This window comes from Planctomycetia bacterium (assembly GCA_015075745.1).
GTDB lineage: Bacteria > Planctomycetota > Phycisphaerae > UBA1845 > UTPLA1 > UTPLA1.
Map to the genome: position 1 here is coordinate 2,165,992 of JABTTW010000001.1, position 26,435 is coordinate 2,192,426.

Annotated in this window: 20 protein-coding genes; 8 read left to right on the plus strand and 12 right to left on the minus strand. The window is 61.4% G+C overall.

Annotated elements, in window-relative coordinates:
- Positions 1–197 precede the first annotated feature (197 nt).
- Positions 198–1,598 (plus strand): hypothetical protein, encoded by a 1,401-nt coding sequence (locus tag HS101_08510; GenBank protein MBE7506310.1) that lies wholly within the window; start codon positions 198–200, stop codon positions 1,596–1,598.
- Positions 1,599–1,788: 190 nt separating this feature from the next.
- On the plus strand, positions 1,789–3,492 hold the full coding sequence (locus HS101_08515) for a hypothetical protein (protein ID MBE7506311.1): 1,704 nt from the start codon (positions 1,789–1,791) through the stop codon (positions 3,490–3,492).
- 8 nt (positions 3,493–3,500) lie between these two features.
- Here the strand turns inward: HS101_08515 and HS101_08520 are convergent, their stop codons facing one another.
- The 3 genes from HS101_08520 to HS101_08530 all read right to left on the minus strand — a co-directional run bounded on the left by HS101_08520 (position 3,501) and on the right by HS101_08530 (position 5,781).
- On the minus strand, positions 3,501–4,004 hold the full coding sequence (locus HS101_08520; GenBank protein ID MBE7506312.1) for a DUF192 domain-containing protein: 504 nt from the start codon (positions 4,002–4,004) through the stop codon (positions 3,501–3,503).
- Between the two features lie 2 nt (positions 4,005–4,006).
- Positions 4,007–4,855, minus strand: coding sequence for a hypothetical protein (locus tag HS101_08525; GenBank protein ID MBE7506313.1), 849 nt, complete (start codon positions 4,853–4,855; stop codon positions 4,007–4,009).
- A 320-nt stretch (positions 4,856–5,175) separates the two neighbouring features.
- Positions 5,176–5,781: an HAD family hydrolase gene (locus HS101_08530; protein ID MBE7506314.1), complete on the minus strand. Its 606-nt coding sequence runs from the start codon at positions 5,779–5,781 to the stop codon at positions 5,176–5,178.
- Between the two features lie 200 nt (positions 5,782–5,981).
- Here HS101_08530 and HS101_08535 point away from each other — a divergent pair, with 200 nt between their 5' ends.
- On the plus strand, positions 5,982–6,842 hold the full coding sequence (locus HS101_08535; GenBank protein MBE7506315.1) for a hypothetical protein: 861 nt from the start codon (positions 5,982–5,984) through the stop codon (positions 6,840–6,842).
- A 903-nt stretch (positions 6,843–7,745) separates the two neighbouring features.
- Here the strand turns inward: HS101_08535 and ccsA are convergent.
- The 6 genes from ccsA to HS101_08565 form a co-directional block, all read right to left on the minus strand.
- Positions 7,746–9,830, minus strand: coding sequence for a cytochrome c biogenesis protein CcsA (ccsA, locus tag HS101_08540; GenBank protein MBE7506316.1), 2,085 nt, complete (start codon positions 9,828–9,830; stop codon positions 7,746–7,748).
- A gap of 107 nt (positions 9,831–9,937) precedes the next feature.
- The gene (locus HS101_08545) at positions 9,938–12,262 is read right to left on the minus strand and encodes a hypothetical protein (GenBank protein ID MBE7506317.1); all 2,325 of its coding nucleotides are present in this window, start codon (positions 12,260–12,262) and stop codon (positions 9,938–9,940) included.
- Positions 12,263–12,551: 289 nt separating this feature from the next.
- Complete coding sequence (locus tag HS101_08550) at positions 12,552–13,079, minus strand: hypothetical protein (protein MBE7506318.1); 528 nt, start codon at positions 13,077–13,079, stop codon at positions 12,552–12,554.
- Positions 13,080–13,193: 114 nt separating this feature from the next.
- The gene (locus HS101_08555) at positions 13,194–13,919 is read right to left on the minus strand and encodes a DedA family protein (GenBank protein MBE7506319.1); all 726 of its coding nucleotides are present in this window, start codon (positions 13,917–13,919) and stop codon (positions 13,194–13,196) included.
- Between the two features lie 33 nt (positions 13,920–13,952).
- The gene (locus HS101_08560) at positions 13,953–14,750 is read right to left on the minus strand and encodes a hypothetical protein (GenBank protein MBE7506320.1); all 798 of its coding nucleotides are present in this window, start codon (positions 14,748–14,750) and stop codon (positions 13,953–13,955) included.
- Between the two features lie 43 nt (positions 14,751–14,793).
- A complete protein-coding gene (locus HS101_08565; GenBank protein MBE7506321.1) occupies positions 14,794–15,720 on the minus strand; it encodes a ParB/RepB/Spo0J family partition protein in 927 nt (308 codons plus the stop codon).
- Positions 15,721–16,198: 478 nt separating this feature from the next.
- Between HS101_08565 and HS101_08570 the strand changes: the two genes are divergently transcribed.
- The 4 genes from HS101_08570 to HS101_08585 all read left to right on the plus strand — a co-directional run bounded on the left by HS101_08570 (position 16,199) and on the right by HS101_08585 (position 18,124).
- Positions 16,199–16,498: a hypothetical protein gene (locus HS101_08570; GenBank protein MBE7506322.1), complete on the plus strand. Its 300-nt coding sequence runs from the start codon at positions 16,199–16,201 to the stop codon at positions 16,496–16,498.
- Positions 16,499–16,723: 225 nt separating this feature from the next.
- The gene (rpmI, locus tag HS101_08575) at positions 16,724–16,921 is read left to right on the plus strand and encodes a 50S ribosomal protein L35 (protein MBE7506323.1); all 198 of its coding nucleotides are present in this window, start codon (positions 16,724–16,726) and stop codon (positions 16,919–16,921) included.
- Positions 16,922–16,975: 54 nt separating this feature from the next.
- Entirely contained in the window at positions 16,976–17,341 is a 366-nt protein-coding gene (rplT, locus tag HS101_08580; GenBank protein MBE7506324.1) for a 50S ribosomal protein L20, read from the plus strand.
- Between the two features lie 120 nt (positions 17,342–17,461).
- Positions 17,462–18,124: an HAD family phosphatase gene (locus HS101_08585; protein MBE7506325.1), complete on the plus strand. Its 663-nt coding sequence runs from the start codon at positions 17,462–17,464 to the stop codon at positions 18,122–18,124.
- A 329-nt stretch (positions 18,125–18,453) separates the two neighbouring features.
- On the opposite strand, the gene HS101_08590 is transcribed toward HS101_08585, so the two are convergent.
- The 3 genes from HS101_08590 to HS101_08600 all read right to left on the minus strand — a co-directional run bounded on the left by HS101_08590 (position 18,454) and on the right by HS101_08600 (position 23,195).
- Positions 18,454–19,857, minus strand: a complete 1,404-nt coding sequence (locus tag HS101_08590) for an MBL fold metallo-hydrolase (GenBank protein ID MBE7506326.1) — start codon at positions 19,855–19,857, stop codon at positions 18,454–18,456.
- A gap of 39 nt (positions 19,858–19,896) precedes the next feature.
- On the minus strand, positions 19,897–22,566 hold the full coding sequence (locus HS101_08595) for an O-antigen ligase family protein (protein ID MBE7506327.1): 2,670 nt from the start codon (positions 22,564–22,566) through the stop codon (positions 19,897–19,899).
- A 368-nt stretch (positions 22,567–22,934) separates the two neighbouring features.
- Positions 22,935–23,195, minus strand: coding sequence for a transcriptional regulator (locus tag HS101_08600; protein MBE7506328.1), 261 nt, complete (start codon positions 23,193–23,195; stop codon positions 22,935–22,937).
- Between the two features lie 444 nt (positions 23,196–23,639).
- Here HS101_08600 and HS101_08605 point away from each other — a divergent pair, with 444 nt between their 5' ends.
- Complete coding sequence (locus HS101_08605; GenBank protein ID MBE7506329.1) at positions 23,640–26,387, plus strand: leucine--tRNA ligase; 2,748 nt, start codon at positions 23,640–23,642, stop codon at positions 26,385–26,387.
- Positions 26,388–26,435 lie beyond the last annotated feature (48 nt).

The window sequence follows — 26,435 nt, forward strand, 5'->3', positions numbered from 1 at the left end:
GCATGAATGGGTGTACGGCTACCTCGCCCGCAATGCTCCCTCGCGTTGATCAAGGTTGGTCGATTTGATTCGACGGTTCGGACATAACCCGTGCCTGTCCCCAGGATTCCGGGAGGCAGTTGATCGGCGGCCTGAAGGACGCCGGCTCCCTGAAGAAGGCGAGGATGGGCCAACGGACTCCCAGAGGAATTAAGATCATGAGTCACCGAAAGCAGTTTCAGGTTGTTTGCTTCATGGCATGGGCCGCACTGACGGCGACGAGTTCGGCATGGGCTGCGCCGGAGAACACCACCGCCGACGCGGTCATCGGACAGACGACTTTCACCACAAACCTGGCGAATCAGGGCGGCGCCAACGGAACCGCGGCGACCATGAACGGCAACCGCGGCCTCACGGTCGACAACGTGTCCGGCAGGCTCTGGGTCGCCGATACCTCCAACAATCGAGTTCTCGGCTTCGTCAATGCGGCCGCCTTCATTAACGGCGAATCGGCGGACGTTGTGATCGGTCAGGCCGATTTCACCGGAATCCAAAGCAACCGGGGTGGTGCGAATCCCGCTCAGAACACAATCAGCGGTCCGCGGGGCGTCGCCGTCGACTCAGCCAGTCGGCTCTATGTGGCCGACACCGACAACAAGCGAATTCTCCGCTTCGACCCGCCTTTCACCAACGGCATGAACGCCGTGCAGGTCTTCGGCCAGGCGGGCAGCTTCACCACCGCCAATCAGGCCGCGATGAATGCCGCGACCGCCGACAATCTCGGCAACCCTGAAGGCGTCGCCGTTGATGCCAACGACAATCTATATCTCGCCGATCGCTTCTTAAGTCGCGTCCTGCGATACAACACCCCCGCCGCGGGCGCCGGCGATACCACCGCCGACCTGGTCATCGGCCAGCCGAACTTCACCAGCGGCGACTCGAATCAGGGCGGCACCCCGGCCGCAAACACCATCAATCGCGCCAGCGGATGCGCCCTGGATGCCGCGGGCAATCTCTACGTCTGCGACGAGTTCAACAACCGCGTCCTGCTCTACCTGGCCCCGTTGCAGAATGGTCAGGTCGCCGCACGCGTGTACGGGCAGCCGAGTTTCACCACCGATACGGCAAACAACGGCGGCGTCAGCGCGACGAGCCTGAGCACGCCGGTCAGTGTCTGTGTCGATCCAGTGAGCGGCAACATGTACATCGCCGACTCCGTGAATATGCGAATCCTGGAGTTTACCAATCCGCTGACCGACTCCACGGCAGACCGCGTCTTCGGTCAGCAGGGTGACTTCACCACCAATACCGTCAACAAGGGCGGCATCAGCGCCGATAGCATCAACGATGTGGGCGGCGTGGTCGCTGATTCGGCGGGCAATCTGTACGCCGGAGACCGCTTGAACAGCCGCGTCCTGCGATACAATGTTGCTCCGGCGCCTCCCGGCGGCGGTGACGGCGGTAACGGCGGCGGCGGTGACGGAGGCGGCGGCGGTATGGGCGGCGATGGGGCGATGATGCCGTGCGGTCTCTGCGGAACCGGCACGACCATGTTGATGCCGATCATGCTCACTGCCTGGATTGCCCTGCGGCGAACGAATCGCCGTCGTAATCGCTGATTTGTGTCACAACCGACCCGGCCCTTGTCGGAACAGCATTCCGGCAAGGGCCGGTCTCGATTTTTGATTTGCCTGTCAAAGCTGCAATTTCCTCGAATAATCCGCCGAGATTCCGCGCCCCTCTCGTCCGCCATATAATCTCCCCGTGATCAGACCAGGCACTCGCAGGACGTTTTTCTTAATTGCTTCGGTGGCTGTCGGCGCGCTTGCCGTCTGGCGCGCGGGGCCGACGAATTCGCTGCGCTATGAATACAATCTGGCGCTCCCGCCGCTGCCCAGCACCATCCGACCTTCGATGCTGCTGACGCCGATCCTCGCCCTCGGACGCGCTCCTTTGGTCGATTACCTCTGGATTCGGGCGACCAAGCTCAAGGAGGAAGGGCACTTCTTCGATGCCTATCAGCTTTCGGAAATGATCTGCGAACTTCAACCCAAGTTCGCCCCGGTCTGGGCGTTTCAGGGTTGGAACATGGCCTACAACATTTCCGTGACGCTCAAGTCGCCGGAGGAGCGATGGCGATGGGTGCGCAACGGCTACGAACTCATTCGTGACAGAGGCATCCCGCTCAATCCGACCAACACCCAGCTCTACCGCGAACTGGCGTGGATTCTCTTCCACAAGGTCGGCGACACGATGGACGAGTGGCACTCGTACTACAAACTCCAGTTCGCCCTCATCGTGGAAGACATCCTGGGACAGCCGCCGGATGACTACGTTCGACCGGGCCGGGTGCGCGGCGACTTCTATCGGGACTACGACTTTCAGTCGCTGGCCGATGCGCCGCAGAACTTCGACACACTGCTCAAGGAGCGGCCGGATGTTGCAGTTTTTATTGAGACATTGAAGGGCTTTGAATTCGATTCGTCCGTAAGCGGCGTCTATCTCGGGCTGCTCAAGGGTCTTCGCGACGGCACGCTTCAGATTCCCAACACGCCCGAGGGGATGAAGGAAACGCGGTTGGCCGCATTGCGAAAGCTCATGGAGGACCCGAAAACCGAGTCCGCGCGGAAGGCGGTCGAGAACTTCTGGCGTGCGCATCGGCTACGAAGTGAACTCAAGCTCGATCCGGCGCGGATCGTGGAATTGCAGAAGGGACTTGGCGTCACGCTCGATTTTCGGCTGGCCCAGACACACGCCCTTTACTGGGCCAATATGGGAATCGAAAAGGGACTCGAAACGCATAGTCTGGTGGACATACACAGACTCAACACCACCCGAATCGAGTTCTTCTGTCTTCAGAAAATGTTCTACGGCGGTCGTATGGCGATGAGCCGCCAGGCCGATCTGGGGGAGCCGCCGAACTTCGGACCCGACATCCGCATGGCGCCTGTCTTGTTTGAGGCTTATCAGCGGGATTCCAAGGAGTATCTCCGGGAAGAAAACCAGGGGACGCCGATCTCGATCAACTTCATGACCGGTTTCGTCGGTTTCGCACGCAATGCCATCCTTCGTTACAGCGAATTGGGCATGGACGACAAGGGGCGGGAGATGTTCGACTTCCTCCGCAAGTATTACGACGATCCGATGTACGCGGGGGGATACAACAAGTTCCTCGAAAAGCAGTTCATCGAGGACAAGAAGAATCTGGACCTCGTCAAGGCCACGGCGCGCATTGAGAATCTGATTCTCGGCGGGCTCAAGCAATATGCCTACGACGAAGACGAGGAAGCCGTGCGGTATTTCAACCGTGCCAAACAGGTCTACGACGTGTATCGGCGCGACCTGACGTCCAAGCGCCTCGACATTCCGCGCAAGTTCCCGGAGATCATCAAGGATGTGGCCGAGCGGATCGGTCCGCAGATGTACCCGGGCACTTACAACATCATCCGACGAAAGCTCGGCATGCCCCCGATTGAGGACCTCGCTGCCACGAGCCGGCCCGCGAGCCGATGACGTCCGGTCTAATCTTCAAAGAAAGATTGCGGTAGCTCGACGTGGTCGCCTGCCTGAATGCCGTGGGCGGCGAACTGGCCCGCGCGCGTTTCCAATGCAAATCTGGCCGGCTCGATCGACGGATATCCCATTTCGTTGAGCGGCTCCATCGTGTAGGTCTTAACGATGGTCCCGTCCGAGCGGATGTAAGCGATGTCGAGGGGGATGATCGTGTTGCGCATCCAGAAGTTCAGATGCATGTCGGAGCTGAAGACGAAGATCATCCCCTGGTCTTCGGGCAGCTCTTCCTCGGTGACATTCATCAATCCGAGCTGCCGGGTGTGGTCCTGATCGGCGATGTAGGCGGCGTACGACGTGCGGCCGGTGATGGAGATGGTGACCTTCTGCAACGCGGCGAGATTGTTCTTCTCGGTGGAGTTGCGCGGGATCTGATCGCAACCCGAGACGAGCATGGCCCACGCGGAAAAGGCGAGAGCCGCGCGGGCGATGAGATTTCGTCGGGGCCTTTGCACGGTTACTCCATCTCCGCCGGGTTGACCAGGTTCTTTCCGGGCTCCAGAGGCTCAACGGTCACGATGAACTCTTTCGGCTCCTCGATGGCGAAGCGCGAGGCGGCGGGGGCCTCGTTGGTGTCGACGTCGTTGAAGTCCACCTCGATCCGGTTCCCGTCCTTAACCCGTTCGGTCACGATGCGGACGGGGAGGCCGCTGCGCTTGTTGATGTAAATCTCCACGCGCGTGTAGCGGGATGCCAGGTCGGTATTGGGAATCGGCACGCAGTTGAGATGCCGACTTTGGAGTGGATCACCTAGTGTGAACGGCTGAAGCTTGACTTTGAAGCTCCGCAGGATGTCATCCCGCTTCTGTCCGAAGGGCAATGGAAACGGCCCGTGGCCGATGCGGAAGGGATCGGTCTTCTCACTTTCGCGGGCGATCTCGCGCTTGATGATCTTCTTGGAACGGTCATTCCGCTCGGTGAGCCATCGGCCGTCGAAGGCGAAATACTCGCCTGACTCGCTGACCACGCCGTCGGCGATTTTCTTTTTGAAGTGAACGAGGAACTTTGAATTCGGCTCGCCCCGGGTGAAGAGCAGGTCGCCTTCCTTGATATGCCGGGACTCGACGGGCTCTCTCATCACGTATTCATAGTGGAGCTTGCACTTGAGGCCCTTGATGGCCGCGCCCTGCGACTCGAGACGATCGAGAATCTCGTCGGTCTCCTTATCGCCGGAGGAAAGTTTCTCGGCAGCGTCGGCCTCGGAGACCTGTGCCGGAGCGCTTGACGTGGGCACGCCCTCGTCGGCGAATGAGCACGCCGCTGAAAAAAGGGGGAGAAACGCCGCAAGGAATCGATGGATGTTCAACTGTCTCTCCTGCCCATGATCCGTCCGGGACTACGGCCCAGCATCGCCGGGATGAAGTAGATTAGGCCTTCCAAACGCGAATCGCCAGAGTGACATAAGGTGACACACGGGCTCGCGGACGCTTGTAACCGTTGTGGCGGGCACGTGTTGGGGCGAGTGGCATTTTGGGTGGTTTTACGTGAAACAGGGCTGGAGCCGGTCCGCACCGGCGACGTCGGATTACTGGGCCGTGGGATTTTCAATCGTGAAGTCATCGCAATCTGTACTCTTGCTCAACGACCGCGCCGTTTTCAAGCGTCGCGGCGCTGCCCAGCGCCTTGTCAGGCCATTCCAAGTAGGCTCAGCAACTCTCCCAGCTTTCGAATCACATGATTCGCCTCGCCGGACCACTCGGGCAGGGGGCCCGTCTCGCTCCACATGAGGACCGTCGTCGCGCCGGCGGCGTTTCCGCAGAGGATGTCGTAGTGAAAGTCGCCGATGACCCAGGCATCGGAGGGCTTGCCGCCGAGGGTGCCGCAGATTTCGTGGACCGGCTGCGGCGATGGTTTGCAGACGCCGTCCTCGCGCGTGCGGATCAGGTCGAAGGCAATCCCATGCCGATCCTGAAACGCCCTTACAGATACGCGAGAATTCCGCGTCATGAGCGCAACAGGAAATCCGAATCTTCTGATGGCGGCGACCACATCCTTTGCGCCGGGCTGCAGGATGCTCGACGCGGCGGCATCGGCCTCGTGGCGATGAACAATTTCCTCGGCCCGTGCCCTTTGCGCCGGGGACATGGTCTCCAACTCTTCGAGCAGCGATCCCTTGGTGATGCCGATTTCGGCGCGCATGCGGTCGAAGTCGAGGGCGGGGACGGTGAGGGTGCCGTCCATGTCGAAGATGATGACGCGGGATCGGGAATGCATGGGCAAATGATAGCCCATGCATCGATCCTCCGCGAACCGAGATGATCGCCCGCGCGGGCGGTCGGAAAGCGAGTGACCGAGTCGACGCCACTATGAAATGTCCTTTTGCGGCAAACCCCGGCGCGCAGCGAGAGTGAATGATCGCGTGCGAGGCTTGACATGGCGGGCGTGGGTATTATGTTGCCACTGTCGCAGAGGCTGGAAAGGAGGCAAGCCGCATGTTTCCCGCCCTTGTTAGCTACCTCATTCTCGGTTTGGCATCAGGCGACGCGCTTCATCAGCAGGCGAGCCAACGCGCCAGTACCAAGCGTTCGGAAAACAACGATGCAATTCGCCGTGATCTCGCCGAAAGGGTCGCCGGGACCCTGAAGAGTGCGCGCTCGCTGGTCATGGAAGTCGAAATACGCGCCGAACCCCATCGCTTGCGAGTCCTCACGGAGATGGCGCCGGCCCTCCTGAGAACCCGAGTCTACGACCTCAGCAATACGGAAAGCTGCGATCTCGACCGTCCGGACACCGCGTTTCTGTTCAAGAACGGTGTGATGAGTGAGTATCGTGCGGTTTGGCGCCCGGAAAACGGGCTTCCGTTGAAGAGTGTTCTGCTGCAGTACCCCGCCGTATTCGCGGTTCAGGAGAACTCCGGTGAGTCTTGGACGCCGGATCCGAACGGGAGCCAACATGCCATTCTCGGACACCCGACTGATTGCCTGATCGGGTCGTACATTCAGTCTTGGGTCGGACCGTTTTCGGAAAAAGCCGGCTACTTCGCGGGGGTGATTGGCGAGGGCGAAATCTCGCCGATCCACGAGCGAATATCCGACTCTGACTGTATCGTTGTTACGAAAAAACAAGAGATGGGTAACTACATACGGATTGATCGATACTACTTCGACAAAGACAAGATGCTGCCGCGTCGATGGCAAACGCTGGAACGCGAGGGTGAGGGGGAACCCAAAGTGACGCGTGTCAGGGACTTTGTGAAGATCCACATTGACGAGCAGACCCTGGATTCTCGCACTTTGAGTCTCCCATTCGTCGGGACACGCCAACAGGAAGCGCTCAGCGATTCGGAAGAATGAGGTCATCGTCCGGTCGAGTCAGAAAGAAGGTTGACCCTGCCGATTCGGGCAGGTTCATGCTGAAGTTCGTTGTGGATTTGACGAGGAATAGTGAGTCAATTGTTAAAGGAGGTCTACGTGAATATCACAAGACTGATCATGTCATGTCTGGTTACGGCGTTTGTTCTCGCTGGGCCCAGTGCATTGGCGATTGATCAAACGACTTAGCTGCAGCAGAAGATTCTCGTTGTTACCGATGGAGAAGAGTATTGGAAGCAGTTTGACGCCCTTCATTCTCCCGGCGTGGATATGTGGAGCGTCCTGGATAGAACGCAGGACTATACGCTGTGGAGCGACAAGCTTGGGAGCGATGCCTTCGCGGTTCGCTGGCGCTCCGCAGCCGGGTCGACTGAACTCGTGAAGAACGGCGTTGTTGTTGCCGATGTCGTGTGCGGGTCCGACCAGCAGAATCGTCCTACCTTTGCAGGGGCCTTTGATTCGCAAGGCAATCCTCAGATATCGGGACACCTGGATTACGACTCGGAAAACGAACTCGTAATCCTCCAAATTACGGTCGACGCAGCATCACACCGAGCAGCAATCGCGGTTTCCGCTGACGCCTTGACGATAGTGAGCTCCGCCAATAACTCGTGTGTCTGCTTCGGTCTCCCCGGCGGCACCACAGCTACGTGCAGTACGACGGCGTGCGACGAAGGAATCAGTTGTGGAACCGCCGGAAACGGCACGAACAAGGCTTGCAGATGGAAAGCCGGATCACGAGTGGTCGAGGAGGTTGTCGCTACTCCCGCACCGGACCCCGGCGGATGAGCGGCTTGCAACGCCGGTTGAATATCGACCCTGGAGGCCGCGTCCTTCAGGGTCGTTCTTTCGTCCAAGTCTTTGATTCAGTCCCCGATTCGTGCCTCATGCATAGCTGTGCAGGCCGACGATGTAGAAGTTCACGAAGCACCAATTGAAGGCCATCATCAGGCAGCCGGCGACACTGAGCCACGCGGTCCACAGGCCCTTGTTCTTGGTCACGAATCGCATGTGAATGAGAATGGCGTAGACGATCCACGTGTTGAGCGCGAAGACTTCCTTCGGGTCCCATCCCCAGGGGCGGCCCCAGGAGTAGTCTGCCCAGACGGCGCCGAGGATGGTGCCGACGAAGAGCATGACGAAGACCATGTTCAGAATGATGAGATGGCTCCAGTCGACATGCTGCAACCACATGGGTAGGCCGGTCGGCGAGGACTTGTCCCCGGGAAGGGCGCCGGCGAGGATGGGCTTTTCCAATGCCAGGTCGTGGAACGACCCTGAGACGCCGACGGCCGCGAGGCGGGGATTCGCGCCGATTGGACTTGCCGCGCCGCGAATGACTCGACCCGCGATATTGCCGAGAGTCCAAACACCGCCGACGCCGATCATCACCCAGCCCATGCCGAGCGAGAATCCGTGATTGCCGATGGCGAGCGTCAGACAGGCGAGGAACAAGCCCGTGACGGCGGCAATGAGGCGATGCGACGTGTCCGGGCGAACGACAATCAGCAGGAGCGCGAGCGAGCCGATCGCGGCTACCCAGAAGGCGGTGGTGGCGGTGGAACTCTTCACGTATTCGCCGGACGGGTCAAGCCCCTTGACGAAGACGAAGTTGAGCATGGCCAGCACGATGCCGCCGAAGAGGGCGACGACCGCGCCGAACTCCGCGGACTTGGTTGCGGCGCGATGGTGGTAGTAGCTGAAGAGATAGACCACCGCGATGATGGCGGCGACGAAGATGAGGGCATACGACGAGATGATCAGGACCGTGTGAATGCGCAGCATGAGGTCATCGAGGATGCCCATGATGGTCGTGATCGTTCCGCCGCCGGGGACCACAAAGCCCGCAAGCATCATCGCGACGAAACCGGTGGCGTGAGCGCCGATGAGCGCGACGCGGGTTCGATATTTGAGCTCAACGAGAAGGGCGATGGCGATGCCGATCCATGCCGAGCCGACGATGGCCTCAAACATGTTGGCCACGGGGATGCGGCCGAGGATATACCATCGCAGACCAATCCCAAAGGCGTGAACGCCCATCGCAATCATCAGAAACGCTATGGAAATGACCCACGGCTTGCGCCAGCCGGTGACCAGCGCCGGAATGCTGAAGATCAGGCCCGCCATGTAGAACCAGTAGCCCCAGGTGAATTTGCCCCAGGAGTAATAACTGGCTTCGGCGGCGCGCTGCGACTCCGCGGGATAGACGCCCTCTCCGGCCATGGTCGGCAGGAACTCAGCGAGCTGGTCGATGCTCGCCTGCACCTTCGCCGCATCGCCTTCCTTCCAGGCGCTCCAGACCTTCGCCCAGGCCTGCACGCCGCGCACGGCCTGTTCGGTGGTCACGCCGGGAATCGGCGCACCGATGGAATCGGCCGAGCGGCCGGCCTTGGCGAGCAGATCGGGCGGGAGATTCGCCTGAAGCTCGGCGATGGTGTGCCACATGGCGTCGCGCGCCTCGTTCGGGGCCGGCACAATCCGGAGCATTTCTTCCATGTGGCGAAAGACGGCCTCGGTTCCGCGGACGCGGCGCATGGCCGAAACCATCGGGGCCATCGGCTCAAGCTCGATGATTCGCTGGGCGACGACGGGGTCGTCGAACTCGCGCGGGGTCATGTAGCCGGTCTGCTGGATGCGCTGCCGCGCCGCCTCGGGCATGTGGGCCGAGAGATGGATCTGAACGCCTTTGTCCTTGATGCGAAGGACCGGCGAGTCGGCATAAGCATCGCGATTGAAGAGCCACTCCATCATCGTGGCCATGGGCGAGAGGCCGGGGAAATGCTCCTTGCCGTACATTTCGTGAATCGCCTCGCGGGCGAAGGAGTCGAGCGTCTTGTAGCGCCCGGCGTCCTGCACGGCGATGAGCCGGGCGTGTGACCAGTCGATTTGCGCGTCGATCGCGGCGGCCTTCTCTGAGGCGGCGAATGCGACCTCGTCGCCCGATGCCGGGGCCGCGATGGCTGCGATCATCAGGCAAAGTGAACATCCAAGGGCAAATAGACGCTTAGGTTGCATATCGATCCTCTCGATCAGATTCATTTGTCTTGCGGGCAATCCGGCAGCAGGTGCGGTCGGCTTCATACGTGCACCTCTTCCTCGGGATGGCTGACGACGGCTTCCATCCTGTCGGTCGCAAAATGACCGTTACCGCCGCGGGAAGCTGCGGCCCGGTCGTCATCATCTTTCGATTCCCTCGGTGCGCCATTCTTGCGGCGACCGCGAATCAACACGGGCTTCACATAGAACGCGTAGAAGCAGCCGAGCGGAATGAGCGTGCAGCCGATCAGCATCGTCCAGATTCCGTTTCGGTTTCCGACGCCGAGAATCGTGTAGCTCCAGTGGTCAGGGGCCGCCCCGCTCTGGAAGAGGGTCCATCGGCCGGCGCCGCAAGTCTGATTGGTATAGACGGCGGCGGGGCGCGGCGCTGCGTCTTCGCCGGTGCTGACCCAGAAATCGCTCCGCCAGGATTCGACGTTCTGGCGTCCCGGGAAAAACTTGACGCTGAGCTTGCCGGGGATGAGCGCGGCGCCGAGGGAGCGCGGCAGCCTGGAGAAGATGACTTCGTAGTCGCTCTCGTCTCCCGGCACGCGGAGTTGAATCGGTCGAGCGTCGGTATGCGGGTATTGACTGAACACGCACCAGCGCGTCACGGTGTCGCCCTTGCCGTCCTTGGGCGTGAACTTCAGTCGCACGGCGGAAACGGATCGCGCGGCGAGGTTGGGTCGGCGGCGCTCCAGCGGCTCGATGATCGGCTGTTCGACGCTGGCAGCGCGATCGAGAAGCTTGGCGATCTTTAGATCGACCGGCGTGTTCATGATCGACACGCGCTGCGACTTGCCCAGCTCGACATCCGACACGGTCGCGGCGCCTGTTTGATCGAAGACGGCGATCCTGGGCGTGAGCTTCGGTCCGCCGACGATCGTCACCCAGCCGTTCTCGGCGGTTCGATACTTGAGGATGAGATTGGGGTCGTAAGGGCCCTCGCGGTGGCGAACGCCCTGCTCGTCGATGTCCTGCGAGAGCGCGGGATAGCGCTGGATGACGGTTCGATTGTAGGACTTCTCACCGTTGGTCACGTCGACCGACGCCATCGGCGAACTCGCTCCCTCGAAACCGGGCGTCATCAGCGGCCAGTTTGGTTGTAGGTCTTTGATGGATAATTCGTAGGGCGTGCCTTCGATCTTGATGCTCTGGCCACGAATGATCGCCATTGTCTTCGACACCGGCGGGTCGATCACCTGAACAAACAGCTCGTGGGTGGAGGCCATCGGCTTGAGATAGGCGGCCTGCTCGGCTTCGTCGGCAGCCCAGCGATATTCGACGGGAATTCCGCGCGACATCATCGACTTGGCAGGTTGCAAAGCGAAGAGCGGCTCGGAGATGGATGCCTCGCCGACGGCCAGGCGGACTTCGGCCGCCGGATTCTGCGGACCGGTCGATGACTCCACGGCGGTCGAATCGAACCGCGAGATGTACGGGACATAACCCGTCACGCGAACCGAGAACGGCAATTCACCGGCGTCGAGCTCGATCGGCATTCGCCAATGCTCGAACCATTGCGTCGGAATCGTCGCGCTGCCGATGGTCAGATTCGGCGTGGTTCGCTTCGAGGGCACTTCGCGACCTTCGGTGTCCTTCAGGACGTAACCCTCGTCGAGGTAGCGCTCGCGGAAGAACGGCAAACCTTTGATCGGCATGACCGTTGGTCGATCGGCACCGGCCTTTCTGACGAAGAGCGCCGCTGTTTCGTTGTCATAGAAAGTCTTGACCGGCTCGGCGGGCTGCAATTGAACAACGAGCCGCCCCCCGGCCAGGTCGCCGGCGGAGCCATTGTCGATTCTGAACTGCTTCTCCTCGGCGCCGAGGGCGGCGGTGATGACGGCGCTGGAGACGATGCCGGCGGAGTCGCGGGCGACATCCACGACTTCGACCCGTGCCGAGCCGCCGAAGGCCGGCATGGTGGTTTCCCACTTCTGGCCTTTCTCGGCGAGCACTTCGGCGATCACGCGTTGCTGGGAACCGGCGATGCTGACAACCTGAACCTTCGGAGAAATCATCAGCGCGTCGCCCTCAATCTTGGTGGAGAAGTAGACGATGGAGCCGATCACCAGAAGGAGTAGCCCGGTGTGGACGGTCAAGACGCCGGCATTAAACCGATTGAATGCGATCCTGGTGAGGGTGGCTGTGATGATGGAGATGCCGAGCACGACGATCAGGCCGAAGAACAACCAGTGACGGAAGATTTCCATCTCCGTCATTTCCAGCGCCCCGCGCACCTGCGGCAGGGCTGACGCCACGCAGGCATAGACGAGGATGACCAACATCATGCTCACGCCGAAGCGGATATTGGCAAGCAGGCGGATGACCGGATTACCAAGCCAACCGGAGAGCGGGGGGTGCATGTGAGGACCTTTCTATCCTGAATGGGATCGGGCGAGAATGCATCTGGCCTTTGGGGCGAGTGCATGGCAGCTTGAGGGGGTATCGCCAACGCCCGAACACCGTTCCTCCCGTCAATTGTATAAGAATAAGGCAACATTCGTGCCATTTCAGGTGAATCGCGTTCGTACGCCGGTTTTCCGCCCGTTGTGAGGGATGTGGCGGCCATCACGCCTGGGACGTTTCCACCAGGGCTCGGAAACTTATGCGATCCCCCGTCCGGATCGGATTACCCCGCACCGGTCGGCGGAATCATTCGCGGCCCCGATGCCGGACGAAGGGGGTCATGGCATTGGCCAAGTCCTCCGTGTCGATCCGCGAAAACCGCAGTATCACGGTGAAGAGATCGCCATCCTTTCGGTGCATGAGTCGCGGCGTCAGGGCGTTATCCGGCATGGCGGCCAGAACCTCCGGCTCCATCGCATTTCCGTAGTCGGCCGCGATGTCGGTCCACAAGTACCGCCACTCGCCAAACGGGCCGAGATGTAATTCGATTGCATCGGGCCCGACGCGCATGCCGACGTGTTTGGGCCAGCAGGCGAGAATGAGCCAGCGCATGGCAGTATAGAAGAGCCAGGCCGACAGGGCCCCGAGCAGGACCATCACGACGACCATCGCAAAGAACGAGGCGCTGTCGGTCAGCCTGAGCAATCGCCAGTCGGGGCGAACGATCGACATCAGACCGACCATCACCGCCACGACCATCAGTCGCCAGAGTGCGCGCATCATCGCCGCGGAGCGCTCCACGGGAATGTCAAATGAGACGGGATCGTCGTGCATGGGAAGGGTTATTGTCGTCTTTGCGCCGTAATTAGGCAAACAGGCCGCGCAAGGCGTTACTGCGTTAACTGGTGCGGTGGATTTGTATATCGCGAGGAGCGGAGAAGACGGACGCTATGGATGGGTGGCTCCGGCGGCCGCGTGTGGCTCCTTGGGCTCGCGATGCTTTGGGTGGTCCACGACGAGCGGGGCCGACTTGACGACTTGCTCGATCGCGGCCGCGGCATCCAGCGCGTCGCGGTTCTTCTTCCGTAGGTTGTGATAGTACTCGTAGAGGCCCCAAGCGATCAGCGCGAGGACAAACACGCCCCCGATGACGTAGCTGGCGACGCGGGTGCCGCCCAGGATGCCGTCGATGTGGGCACTGAACTTGTAGCCCGCCCATACCCACAAGGGAACCGAGATCAATGCGGCGCAGGAGTCGATCAGGAAGAACTTCCAGAAGGGAACCCGGCACACGCCGGCGGTGAGATACAGAACTGATCGCAGACCGGGCATGAATCTCGCCGCGAAGAGAATCTTGATGCCGTGGTTGGCATAGAGGGTGCGCGCCCGTTCGAGCAGCCAGGGCTTGGCGATTCTCTTGAGCCAGCGATGCTCGACGATTTGCGTGCCGTATTTGCGGCCCATACTGAAGATGAGCGAGTCGCCCACCATGACGCCGGCCAGGCCGGTCAGGATCATCAGGTATAGATCGGCGCTGCCGCGGTAGGCCAGCCAGCCAGCGGCGAGGAGCGGAATGTCCTCAGGCAGCGGAACTCCCAGGCCGGCGATAAAGAGAATCGCGAACAGGCCGATGTACGAGAACTGCGAGAGGAATGTAAAGAATACCGAGTCCACGCCTGACTTACTCCATGTCCGGCCGCCGCCGCACTAATGCTCCATCGACCCGGCCCGCGCCACCGGGTCCGCGGCGGAATCACCCTGGGTCTCGGCCGGCGAGAGTGCCATGCGCGCGGCATCCGCGACGCGGGGCTCGGCGTCGGCCGACAACATTTCCAGCCAGGCCTTGCGGTATGGGCCGCCGACGGCCTGTACATATCCGACAATCCAGACTCGGCGGTCAACGCTCAGCTCGCCGAGACGACGCTGCATTTCAGCGAGGCCCGGGGCGCCCTGTCGCAATAAGCCGGCACAGGCCTCGTCGATGACGCTCTGCGATACCTCGCCCGACTCGGCGCCCTGAAGGCTCTTGCCGAGGACCTCCGCCGCGTATTCGGGCGGCTCAAGCTCGGCAAGGGCCGCGATGGCCTCACCGGCGATGTGCTCCCGGCGATCTCGCCGTAATTCAAACAACGCCTTCTCGATGCTCTTATGAGAAATAAACACCTTGGAGATTTCGATCATGGCCGAAAGCTGCTCGTCCGATCGGGCATTCGCCAGGCCCCGGCGCAGCTCCGGAAGTACATGCTGGGCCACCTTGGGGCGGTCCTTCAACTCCGCGGCCCGCTCGGCGAGCTCTTCGGGCGTTCGATTTTCGAGCGAGCTGATGAAGCTGCGGACGCGCGTGGTGAGCTGATATCGCTGGTAAATCTTGTAAGTCAGAAACACGGCTGAGCCGAGGATCGAGACGGTTAACAGGCACGCTGAGAGCGAAACGAGAACGTGCCCCCATACGCGGCCGCGCGGGGCTTCGACGAGCGGAGGTGTGCCTGGGCTGGATGAATTCAATTCAATCGGCTCCGGAAGTCTGCGGCTCGTAAGCGGATCGCCATCATGCAGAATCGCGTTCGACCCCCAGCTTCCCGGTTACGCGCTCGAAGTCGTCGAGCGCGTAGTATTCTATCGTGATTTTTCCCGTGTGCCGACGCCGCCCTTCCTTGATGGTGACGCGCGTTCCGAGCGCGTCCGTTAACTTGCGTTCCATGTCGGCGACGGCGGGCCTTACCTTGACCTCTTTCGAGGGCTTATTTGCGACCTTGTTTGTCGCGTTATTCACCGCGGCTTCGGTCTGCCTTACCGACCACCCCTCGCGGACGATTCTGCCCGCCAAGGATTGCTGATGTTTTATATCCGAAATACCCAAGAGTGCCTTGGCGTGGCCCATGGAGAGGCCTCCCCCTGCCACGAGTGCGAGCACCTCGGGATCCAAGCCGAGTAATCGCATGTAATTGGAAACGGTCGCCCGATCCTCGCCCATTCGGGCAGCAATCTCGTCATGGGAGAGCTTGTGCTGAATGTTGAGATTCCGGTAGGCGATGGCTCGTTCCACGGGATTCAGGTTCTCGCGTTGGATGTTTTCGATGAGAGCGAGCTCGAGGAGATCCTCATCCTTGACCGGCCGAACGATAGCCGGGATTGACTCCAGACCTGCCATCTGGGCGGCACGGAATCGCCGCTCGCCGGCGATGAGCTCAAAGCCGGACTCCGTAGGTCGTAGGGCGATCGGCTGAAGCGTTCCCCGTCGTCGCATGGACTCCGCCAGCGCTTCGAGGGCCTGCTGATCGAACGCGCGGCGTGGCTGGGAGGGGTTCGGTCGAATGGACGACAGGGGGATCATGGCGAGCCGCTGGTGCCCGGCAATCGGAGTGTGTGGGGCCGGCGTCGGCGCCGGAAGACCCTGGACTGCCTGCGCGTCTGCGGGAGACGTGGAGATAATGGAAGCGATTCCCCTACCCAGTCGTTTTGTATCCTTGGACATATTGCCCTCCCTGGCGCTCAAGCGATAGGATTTCGAAGCGTTTGAGACACGGATTCCTGCGTAGAGTAGCTGTGATCGGGTTGATTGGCAACGATGTTCCACGTGGAACGTGCGATTCTCTATGCCTTTGATGGCATGGGGGGAGTAGGCCCTGGCGACTCTAAGGGTGCCGCATGAGTCGCCGACCATCTCGTTGTGGCCGACGATCACTGACTCCAGTCGGAGCCATTCCGCGGCCCCGCCTAGTGCCCAAGGTGACTACATAGGTGGACAAGAACAACGTTCCACGTGGAACATGACGTATTATAGTCCGATAATGTATTTACGATGCATAATATCCGCATTAAACGCCAGGGGGAGCCCGACGGCTACAGGCTCGAATCCGCCGATGGGAATGAATGCCATGCCGCCATCGACAAATCTTTCCACCGCATCGAAGTCCCGGCTTCTGCGTACAAGCCTGGCGGAGGCATGACGGATGATCTTTCACCCGAGAAACTCACGCGCTCGACGGAACATCCTCGGGATACAGCGATGCCTTCTTCTGCTCTTGGCATTGGGCCTTTTGAGTTCGGCGGGCTGTGACGATCCCAATTCTCGCCGTCGCATTCAACGCAGATGGGAAAAGGTCAACGTGACGGCGAACCAGATTGGCCAGCGCGAGGTTGACGGCTCGCAGCGGGTGGAAGAGGACATGAAGACCCTGCGAAAGTGGTGGAGGAAGGATTGCGAGCGGTTCAATCGCAAGGCGCCGACGGTCGGGGACTACATCTGGTAATCGCCGGCTTGAAACCAGCATCCTTCTCCAGATACTCGCATAAGCACCTATATTTGATAACGTTAGGCTCAAACACGCCTCGGCCGGCCAAGCCCTTTCACCAGGGCTCGCGCTGGCGGCCTCGACCGGCTGAATCGAGGCGGTTCCGCAGCTTGTCTGGCCGGGGGGAACCGGTTAATGTATTGGGCTCGCCATCATGGCCCCGGCGAAGAGCGGAGAAGTTTGATGCCCAAAATGAAGCGACACAAGGGACTTGCCAAGCGGGTGAAGATCACCGCCAACGGCAAGGTGAAATATCGGAAGTCCAACATGGGCCACCTGATGAGCGGCAAGAGCGGTGATCGCCGGCGCTCGCTGCGGTCCAAGGGAATTCTGAACAACCCGAAGCTGAGCGCGAAGATCATTCGCGCCCTTCAGGCCTGACGCAGACATAGAGATATCTTTTCCGCGCGAGATTCGACGCGAGGAGTTTGAGAGATGCCAAAGACACGAACGCACGTCGCTCACCACAAGCGCGTGAAGCGGACGCTCAAGGCCGCCAAGGGTTATTACGGCGGACGCAGCAAGTTGCTTCGATCGGCCCGGGACACCGTTCTTCGCGCCGGCGTGTATGCCTTCCGAGATCGTCGGGCGCGCAAGCGGGATTTCCGCTCGCTGTGGATCACGCGCATCACCGGTGCGTGCCGGACGCGCGGCATCAGCTACAGCCGCTTCATCAACGGCCTGAAGATCGCGAATGTCGATCTAAATCGAAAGATGCTCAGCGAGATCGCCATACACGACGCGGCGGCCTTTGACATGCTTGTCGAACTGGCTCGCAGCAAGCTGAAGATAGCGGCGTAATTCTTAGGAATTTCGCTTAGATTTCGTATCATTCAAGCCCCGGGCGTTTGCCTGGGGCTTTTTGTTGGAACGCGTCATGCGACGAGGGCCGGAGACCGGCGGACTAAAGGAGACAACGATTTGAATTCGCTGGGCGTGATCTTCGACATGGATGGCGTGCTCGTCGACAGCGCGGCCGCGCACTTCGAGAGCTGGCAGCGGCTGGCGCAAGAGCGCGGCGCCGGGCCGATCAGAGAGGCGCAGTTCAAGGCGACGTTCGGCGGGCGCAATTCCGAGATCATTGCCGAATGGTTCGGCGAGGCTGACGCCACTCGGTCGAAAGCGCTCGGCGATCGAAAAGAATCGCTGTATCGCGAGATCATCCGTCACGATGTACGACCGATGCCCGATGCGAAGGAGTTGATTGATCACCTGGCCGCCGAAGGCATCGCGATGGCGATCGGCTCTTCGGGCCCGCCGGAGAATGTCCGGATGATCTGCGAGGCGATGGGGTTGACCGATGTGTTTCGGGCGATCATCACCGGCGCTGACGTTGCCCGTGGCAAGCCCGATCCGGAGGTCTTCCTGCGTGCGGCCGAGGGGATGTCGCTTGCGCCCGCTCAATGCGTGGTGATCGAAGACGCGCCGCTGGGGATCGAGGCGGCTCGTCGGGCGGGGATGAGGTGCATCGGCCTGACGAGTTCGCACGCGGCCGACGTTTTGGCCGGGGCGGATCTGATTGTCGGGTCGCTCGGGCAGGTCACTTCCGAGGGGCTGAGGAGGCTTATCGGGTCCCGCGCGTAGTTACCCGATTCGCGCGGCCGCCGCGGCGCGGTGGTAATATTTCCCAATTCTCTGCGGTCGGCACATCTCCTGAAATTCTTAGATAGTCTCAATCATTTGTTGAACAACGGGTTACGACTGATCCGCGTAATACCCGCAGCGGGACGATTGCGCGGCACAGTGGGTGCTTACCCAGATTCAGGAGAGCCGCGAGGCACTCCGGCGGGGGTGGCCAAGCGGTAATCCTGTGGGGTCCACTCGTGCGTCGGCCAAGAGCCCGGGCTGGCGTATGGGGACCCCGCAGTTTTTTTTACCCACTCAAAATGTGTTCGACATGATTCGCCGGAAGATCAGTCCAGCGTGAAGGACGCACCCCGTTCGGGCATTTCGACGTTTTTGAAGCCGTCGGCGCGCATCGTCTGTCGAAGGATCTCCATCTGGTCCGGCTCGCCGTGGACGAGGAAGGCCGTCTTGCACTTGGCGGCCAGCGGCTTGGTCAGTCGCTGCAACTCATCGCGATCGGCATGCGCCGAGAAGCCGTTGAGCGCCACGACCTCTGCCCGAAGCCGCAGTTTTTTCCCGAAGATGTTGACGTGCGTATTCTTCTCGACGATTCGCCGGCCGAGGGTGTGGGCCGCCTGGAAACCGACGATGAGCACCGTGTTCTTGGGGCTTTGAATGTTGTTGCGCAGGTGATGGACGATGCGGCCGTTTTCGCACATGCCGCTGGCGGAGATGATGACGCACGGCGCCCTGCGCTTGTTGAGGCGCATGCTCTCTTCGACGTCGCGGATGAACGTGCAGCAGCCGGCGCCGAGGATGTCGCCGTTCCGCTGCATGAACTTTCGCACTTCGGCATCAAACAACTCGGGATGCAGGCGGAAGATCTCCGTCGCGTTCACCGAGAGAGGGCTATCGACGAAGACCGGGAGCTTGGGAATCTTCCCCTCGACCTGCAATCGGTGGATGGTGTAGACAATGACCTGGGTTCGTCCGACGCTGAAGGCGGGAATGATGACCTTTCCACCTCGCTTCACGGTAGCGTTGACAACGTCAGACATTTCACCGGGCAGGTCGGCGGCGGGCGGATGGCGACGGCCGCCATAGGTCGATTCGCAGATGAGGTAGTCGCATTCCGGGAGCGGCGCGGGGTCTCGCAAGATCGGCAGGCCGAATCGGCCCACGTCGCCGGTGAAGACGAGACGTCGCGCCTGCTTGCCGTCGCCGGGCGAGAACTCCAATTCCAAGGAGGCGGAACCGAGCATGTGGCCGGCCTCGTGATAACGGGCCCTGAGTCGCTTGATGATCCAGAATGGCTTTTCAAGCGGCACGGCGTGAAAGAGGCGCAGCGTGGCGGCAACGTCGTCGTCATCGTAGAGCGGCTCAACGGGCGGCTCACCGACTTTGGCGCGTTTCTTGCTGTGGTAGCGCGCGTCTTCAACCTGAATGTGTGCGGAGTCGGCGAGGAGCAGGGCGCACAGGTCGCGCGTGGCGGCCGTCGCGTAGATGGTGCCGGTGAAACCGCGTTTGACGAGAAGCGGCAGACGCCCGCAGTGGTCGATGTGGGCATGGGACAAGATGACCGAGTGAAGCTTCGACGGGTCGATGGGGAATTCCTGGTTCTTCTCCAATGACTCGGAGCGCCTGCCCTGGAAGAGGCCGCAGTCGAGCAGGATGTGCTTGCCCTCGACGTTGAGAAGGTGACACGATCCTGTCACTTCGCGGGCCGCGCCGTGGAACGTCACATCAAACATGGGCTTGCACCTCTTGGGGCTGTCGGCGAATCGGCGAGCCTAGCGGCCGGGGGCGGCCGGGGCGCTCGTCGGTGGCCGGATCAGCCTGCCATAGTACTCGGCCATCGCGGGGAGGCGGTCAAAATGTTTCGGGCGAGTTTCGGGCGGGGCTTTTGACAGCAGGGCGTACGCCTCGCGGGCCAGCTCGAAGAGTTGGTGATTGAGATTGTCGGTCGTCCATTTTTCCGGCGGGAGGCTGGCGAAGATGCGAAGATCGAGGAAGCGATCCTCGCCGGCGACGACCTGGAGCAGCGCTGAGAGCCGCCAGAGCGGGCGCAGGCTTTCAGGATACTCGGTGGGCACGACCTCGCCGCCGACGTATCCCCAGTCGGGGTGCTGATCGGCGAGGTCTTCGTGATTGATGCCGAGAACGGCGTAGCGCTCGGCGTTGCGGATGGCGTCGAAGGCCTCGCGCCAGTTTTCGGGCTGGTGCTGCGCGAGCATGGCGGCGAGTTGGCACCAGGCGTCTGTCTCGGCTTCGTGGGCGCGGCGATATGGGTGCGACTCGCGCTCCAGGCGGCGGTAGCAATGCGCGGCGAGGCGCTGGTCTTCGATGGCGCCGGGCCAGTCGCCGGACTGACCCTTCACAAACGCCGAAACGCGGAGGAGTTCGACAAGCGTGCCGGAAAGCTCTTCATCGTCACCGCTAACTGCCGCGACGATGCGAGCGCGCTGGAGCAGTTCTTGATTCGCGGGCGATTGAAACTCGCCGAGGTGATCGGCGAAGACGGATTGAATGTGCTCGTCGAAGGCCCCTGCGCGAAGGGCATGCTCAAGGCAATCCAGATAGACGGCAGGGTCGTTGCGGAGCGAGGCGTAGAGGGCATTGGCCACGGGGTTGAAGGGTTTCTGTTTTGGGGACAATGTCGCGTCTAGCACCTGGCGCGCTTGCTCGGCGTCACCGGACTTAATGAGAGCGTGCGCGTATTGTTCCGCGACGTCGGAATAGACGGGGAAGACCTGCCACAGTCGCCCCCAGGCATCCGCACTTGTTCTCCATGCTGCGTGGGACGAAATATCACGGCTGGCGATCTCGGTGGTAAACGCGGCGTTTCGATAGCGGGTCTCGAACTCCTTTTCGAAGGTGAGGTTCATCTCCAAAAGATGGTATTGGCGGTTGGGGGCGCCGGTTCGGCTCGTGGCAATTGACATCACGCCGGCACCGAGCCAAAGACAATAGAGGCCCCAGAAGACGCCAGAGATTGATTGGATCAAGTTTCGGGCGGGCACGGAACTGTTTGCCGATTTCGTGTGCGCTGTATTTGAATTCGCCTGACCCATTGAAGTACTGAGGGGCTTTGATACACACAGCAGTCCGACCAGCGTCCAATACCACGCGGGCATGATCGGGCCGCGCATCGTGACGCTGGCGGTTTCGGTGACGCAGATGGCGATGAGCCCTGCGGCGAGGGGGTAGATGAGGAGCTTGTCTTCCGTGGATTTGGCGCGGCGGAGTGCCAGGGCGATGACGCCGAGCGGGAGGGCGAGGTAGAGAATCGCCGCGGGGACGCCGAGTTCCACCGCCGCCTGCACCCATTCATTGTGGGCCGTCGGGTCGTAGCCTCCGTGATAGACGTGCGGGCTGACGGCGCGGAGCGGAGCGATCTTGTTGGTCATGGCGACGATGAACATGTCGGGACCGACGCCGAGGAACGGATGCTCGCGGATCAGCTCCCAGGATTTTTCGAGATAGGTGAGTCGAAGCTGGACGGGGCCGGAGCGGACGCGATCGGGATTGGTCGCCTCGCGCACGACGTAGGCGACGCCGCCGGAGACGGCCACGATGGCAGCGAGGATGCCGGCGGTGATTCTTGCCCTGGTGGGCTTGGCGCGAATGAGCGCGACTGTGCCGACGATCACGAGGGCGGCGATGAGTCCGATGGCGGAGGAGCGCCGACCGGTGTTGATGAGGGCGGCGATGAATGCCAGCAGGACGACACCGGCGAAGATGGCGTCGCTGAGATTCCTTCGGGTCATGAGTCGGGCGGCGGCCCAAACGACGGCGATCGCCGCCCAGCAACCGGCGAGCGCGGCAGTGATGGTGATGGGGCCGATGGGCCAGGAGATGTGGGCGTAACCGACATCGCGGGCCCGGGCGAAGGCGAGCAGGATGGCAGCGGCGGCGACGGCGAGCAGGGAGAGTATGGCGGCGCGCGTCATCTGCGGTGTGAAGAATCGGGCGATGAGCATCGCCCAGACGGCACCGAGGACGAATCGTACAAACCAACCCGCGCTGAATTCAGAATTGTCGCATACGGCCATCGAGATGGCAGACAGGATGCCGACGCCGAAGGTGCAGAAAAGGAGCCAGCGCATGGCGGGTCCGGCCTTGAATGACTCGCCGGCGGATGAGGATGCGGACTTTTCTTCACTCGACCCCTTGGCCCCTGGACCCCTTGGACCCTCGTCACCCATCCATCGCGCCGCGGCGACGAATAGCATCATCATCCCCAGCGCGAAGATCAAAACGACATCGCGGACGTCGGCGATGCCGAGGGTGGGAATGGGAACGGTGAGCAGGTCGGCGATGGCCGCGAGCCACGGCGACCAGTTTCCCCCGGCCGCGGCGGTCTGCGGGTCCATGGGCCCGGCGCCGCTATAGAGGCAGGTCGTGCCGGCGCAGGCGAGGACGACAATCACGACCATCGCGATGGACAGGCGGCGGGGCATGGTTGAATTGAAACGTCGATGCGGGGAAAAGTCGAAGAGAGGGACCAGCGGCTTGGAATCTGGGGCGCTCGACAGCGGCGCGTAAAAAAGGAGAAACGCAGGCTGTTAAGAGCCCGCGCTTCCCACTCTCCCCTCCAAGAAGACCGTACCGCCGAAGAGCGAATTCGTTGGCACGCTTGTCGGTGGATCCCCCGATGGGTTCGCCCTTCCCCCCCGAGTCAGGCGAACCTGAGTCCCGTTCCCCAACAGGACTCAAGGAATCTTGTTTGAAGGATCACCGCACCCCCGTTTGAGGCTTCTTGTCGGGATGATTACTGGTTTCTCGAACCGTATCTCAATCAAACTCGCAGGTATCCGGGCCGGGCGAGTCAGGCTTCGGGCTCTTCGAGCATCTTGCGGAGGTAGTCGTTCTCCCGCCGCGTTGCTTCCAGATCGAAGAGCAGATATTTGATGGACAGTCGCAGATAGTCGATGGAATCGTGAAGACTGGCGACCGTCGCTTTGAGCTTTTCGTGGCGTGCCCTAGTCTGGTCGGCGAGGACTTCGAGCTTCGATCGCTCGGCGTCGGGCAGGGTTCCAATCTCCGAGACAAGTTCGGTGAGTTTCTGTTGGAAGGTGGTCTCGTCCATTGCTTCAACCCGCCTTTCGCAGTTGCCTTCGCAGTTCTGCCGCCGAGCCACCTCGGCGTCCCCTCGTGCCGGGCATCGCCTCGGCGTCGTTCGCTGCGGGGATAAAAGGCAATCGCCGTTCCCGATGTGCCGCGCGTTGAAAACGAGCAAAATTCGCGCGCAAACGCTTGTCGGAACTTCGATTATGATCGCAGCGGAGTTACCGGACGCGCTGTGGCGAATGTCCGTCTGTAGTGGCGGGTTGAGGCCGTGCATCGTTTGCGTTGATAGCGCGGGGTTTTTGATGTTTCGTTTGCGGGACAGCGAGCGATTCGCAGCGCGCAACCGCTCGGTTTGGAGGGTCCGTCGATACGGCGTAAACTCTGCCTTTTTGCGCATAACGACCGCGCCCCATCCTGCTTTGTAGTCCGATGCAGGGTGAGGCAATGACGAAGACTATTACCTATGGATGCTCCTCACACCTATCCGCCGAGGGCCCTTCGAGAGAAGTGGCAGAAGTACTGGGACGAGAACCAGACCTTTCGCACGGCGAACCCCGGCGAAGCGGACTTCGACGCCTCGCGGCCCAAGGCATATATCCTTGATTTCTTCCCTTACCCCAGCGGGTCGGGCCTGCACGTCGGACATCCCGAGGGATACACCGCGACGGACATCCTTGCCCGATATCGGCGGATGCGCGGGTACAACGTCCTGCACACGATGGGCTGGGATGCCTTCGGACTGCCCGCCGAGCAGCACGCCATCGAGACCGGCGAGCATCCGGCGGTCACGACGAATCGCAACATCGATACGTTTCGCCGCCAGCTCAAGATGCTGGGCTTCTCGTACGACTGGCGGCGCGAGCTGTCCACGACCGACACCGGTTACTACAAGTGGACGCAGTGGATCTTCCTGAGAATCTTCAATAGCTGGTACGACGCCGAGAAGAAGAAGGCCCGGCCGATTGCCGAGCTGCCGATTCCGGCGGATGTGAAGTCGCGCGGCGAGAAGGCAGTCCGCGCGTACGTCGATGGGCAGCGGCTGGCGTTCATCGCCGAGGTGCCGGTCAACTGGTGCCCGGCGCTGGGCACGGTGCTGGCCAATGAGGAAGTGACCAACGAAGGCCGCAGCGAGCGCGGCAATCACCCGGTCTTCAAGCGGCCGCTGAAGCAGTGGATGCTGCGGATCACGAAGTACGGCGACCGGCTCATCGAGGACCTCGAGGAACTCGACTGGCCCGAGTCGGTGAAGATCATGCAGCGCAACTGGATCGGCCGCAGCGAGGGCGCGCAGGTCAGGTTCCGCATCGACGGCCGCGATGACGTATTGGAGATCTACACGACTCGGCCGGACACGCTGTTCGGCGCGACGTACATGGTCCTCGCCCCGGAGCATCCGTTCGTCACGAAGATCACGGCTGCGGATCGCCGCGCCGAGGTGGAGGGCTATTGCCGCGAAGCCGCGAACCGCACCGAGCTCGACCGCACGGCCGACGCCAAGAAAAAGACCGGCGTGTTCACCGGCGCGTACGCGATCAATCCGGTCTTTCCGGCGGGCGACGCGCGCGGGCGCATTCCGATCTGGGTCGCGGACTATGTGATGATGAGCTACGGCACCGGGGCGATCATGGCGGTGCCGGGCCAGGATCAGCGCGACTGGGATTTTGCCAAAGCCTTCAACCTGCCGATCATTCGGACCGTTCAGCCGCCCGCGGATTTCGACGGCGAGGCGTATCTCGGCGAAGGCGTTGCGATCAACAGTGAATTTCTCAACGGCCTCGAGGTCGATGCCGCCAAGCAGAAGATCATCGCCTGGCTGGAAGAAAAGGGCGTCGGTGTTCGGGCGATCAACTACAAGCTGCGCGACTGGCTATTCTCCCGCCAGCGATACTGGGGCGAGCCGATTCCGATTCTGCACGGGCCGGACGGCGAACTGATGCCGCTCGATGAATCAGAACTGCCGCTCACGCTGCCGGAAATGGAGGATTTCCGCCCGACGACGCGCGAGGGCAATGACGCGAGCACGCCGGAGCCGCCGCTGGGCCGCGCGAAGGAGTGGGCGACGGTCACGCGCGACGGAAAGACGTACAAACGTGAATTGAATACGATGCCGCAATGGGCCGGTTCGTGCTGGTACTACCTTCGCTTTTGCGAGCCGTGGAACGAGGCGCGATTTGTCGGCGCGGAGGCCGAGCGCTACTGGATGCTGTCGAAGCGCAAGGACGGCAAGCCGCACGTCGGCGGGATCGATCTGTATCTCGGCGGCGCGGAGCACGCAGTGCTGCATCTGCTCTACGCCAGATTCTGGCACAAGGTGCTCTACGACCTCGGCGAAGTGTCAACGGTCGAGCCGTTCGGCAAGCTGTTCAATCAGGGGATGATCCGCGCGTTTTCCTATCGAGACAGCCGCGGCATCCCGGTCGGTTACGACGAGATCGACTTCCGCGAGGAGGGGGCGATTCGCAAGACAGACGGCGAGAAGCTCGTCGGCACGGTTGAGAAAATGTCGAAGAGCCTGAAGAACGTCATCAACCCTGAAGAGGTGGTGGATGAATACGGCGCGGATTCGCTGCGGCTGTACGAGATGTTCATGGGCCCGCTGGAGGCGAGCAAGCCGTGGAACCCGCGCGACGTGCCCGGCGTGTTTCGGTTTCTGCAGCGGTCGTGGCGACTGATCGTGGACGAGAACACCGGCGCGCTCGCCGCAACGGTGATCGGCGACAAGCCGCTCGCATCGTTTGACGCCCTGGAGCGCACGCTGCACAAGACCATTCAGAAGACGACGCAGGACCTCGACCGCATGGCCTTCAACACTGCGATCAGCGCGATGATGGAGTTCGTCAACGAGGCCTATCGGGCCAAGGGTCTGCACAAGTCGCAGGCCGAGCGATTTGTCATGCTGCTCTCCGTCTTCGCGCCGCACATCGGTGAGGAGCTTTGGCAGCGCCTGCGCGGCAAAGAGTGGCGCGGCAGCATGTCAAAGGAACCGTGGCCGACCTGGGACGACAATTACGTCGTGGAGAACGAGGTTGAGATTCCGGTGCAGATCAACGGCAAGGTCGTGGCGAAGATTCTCATTGCCCGCGACGCCGACGAGCCGACGGTGAAGAGCGTTGCGCTTGCCAACGACAAGGTCAAGGATCGCATCGGCGCGGGCCAGATCGCCAAGTGCATCTTCGTTCCCGGGCGGATGCTCAATCTCGTCGTGAAATAAGCCGGAAAATCGATCGCACTCGAAAGAATCCACCGGGATGACGGAGGG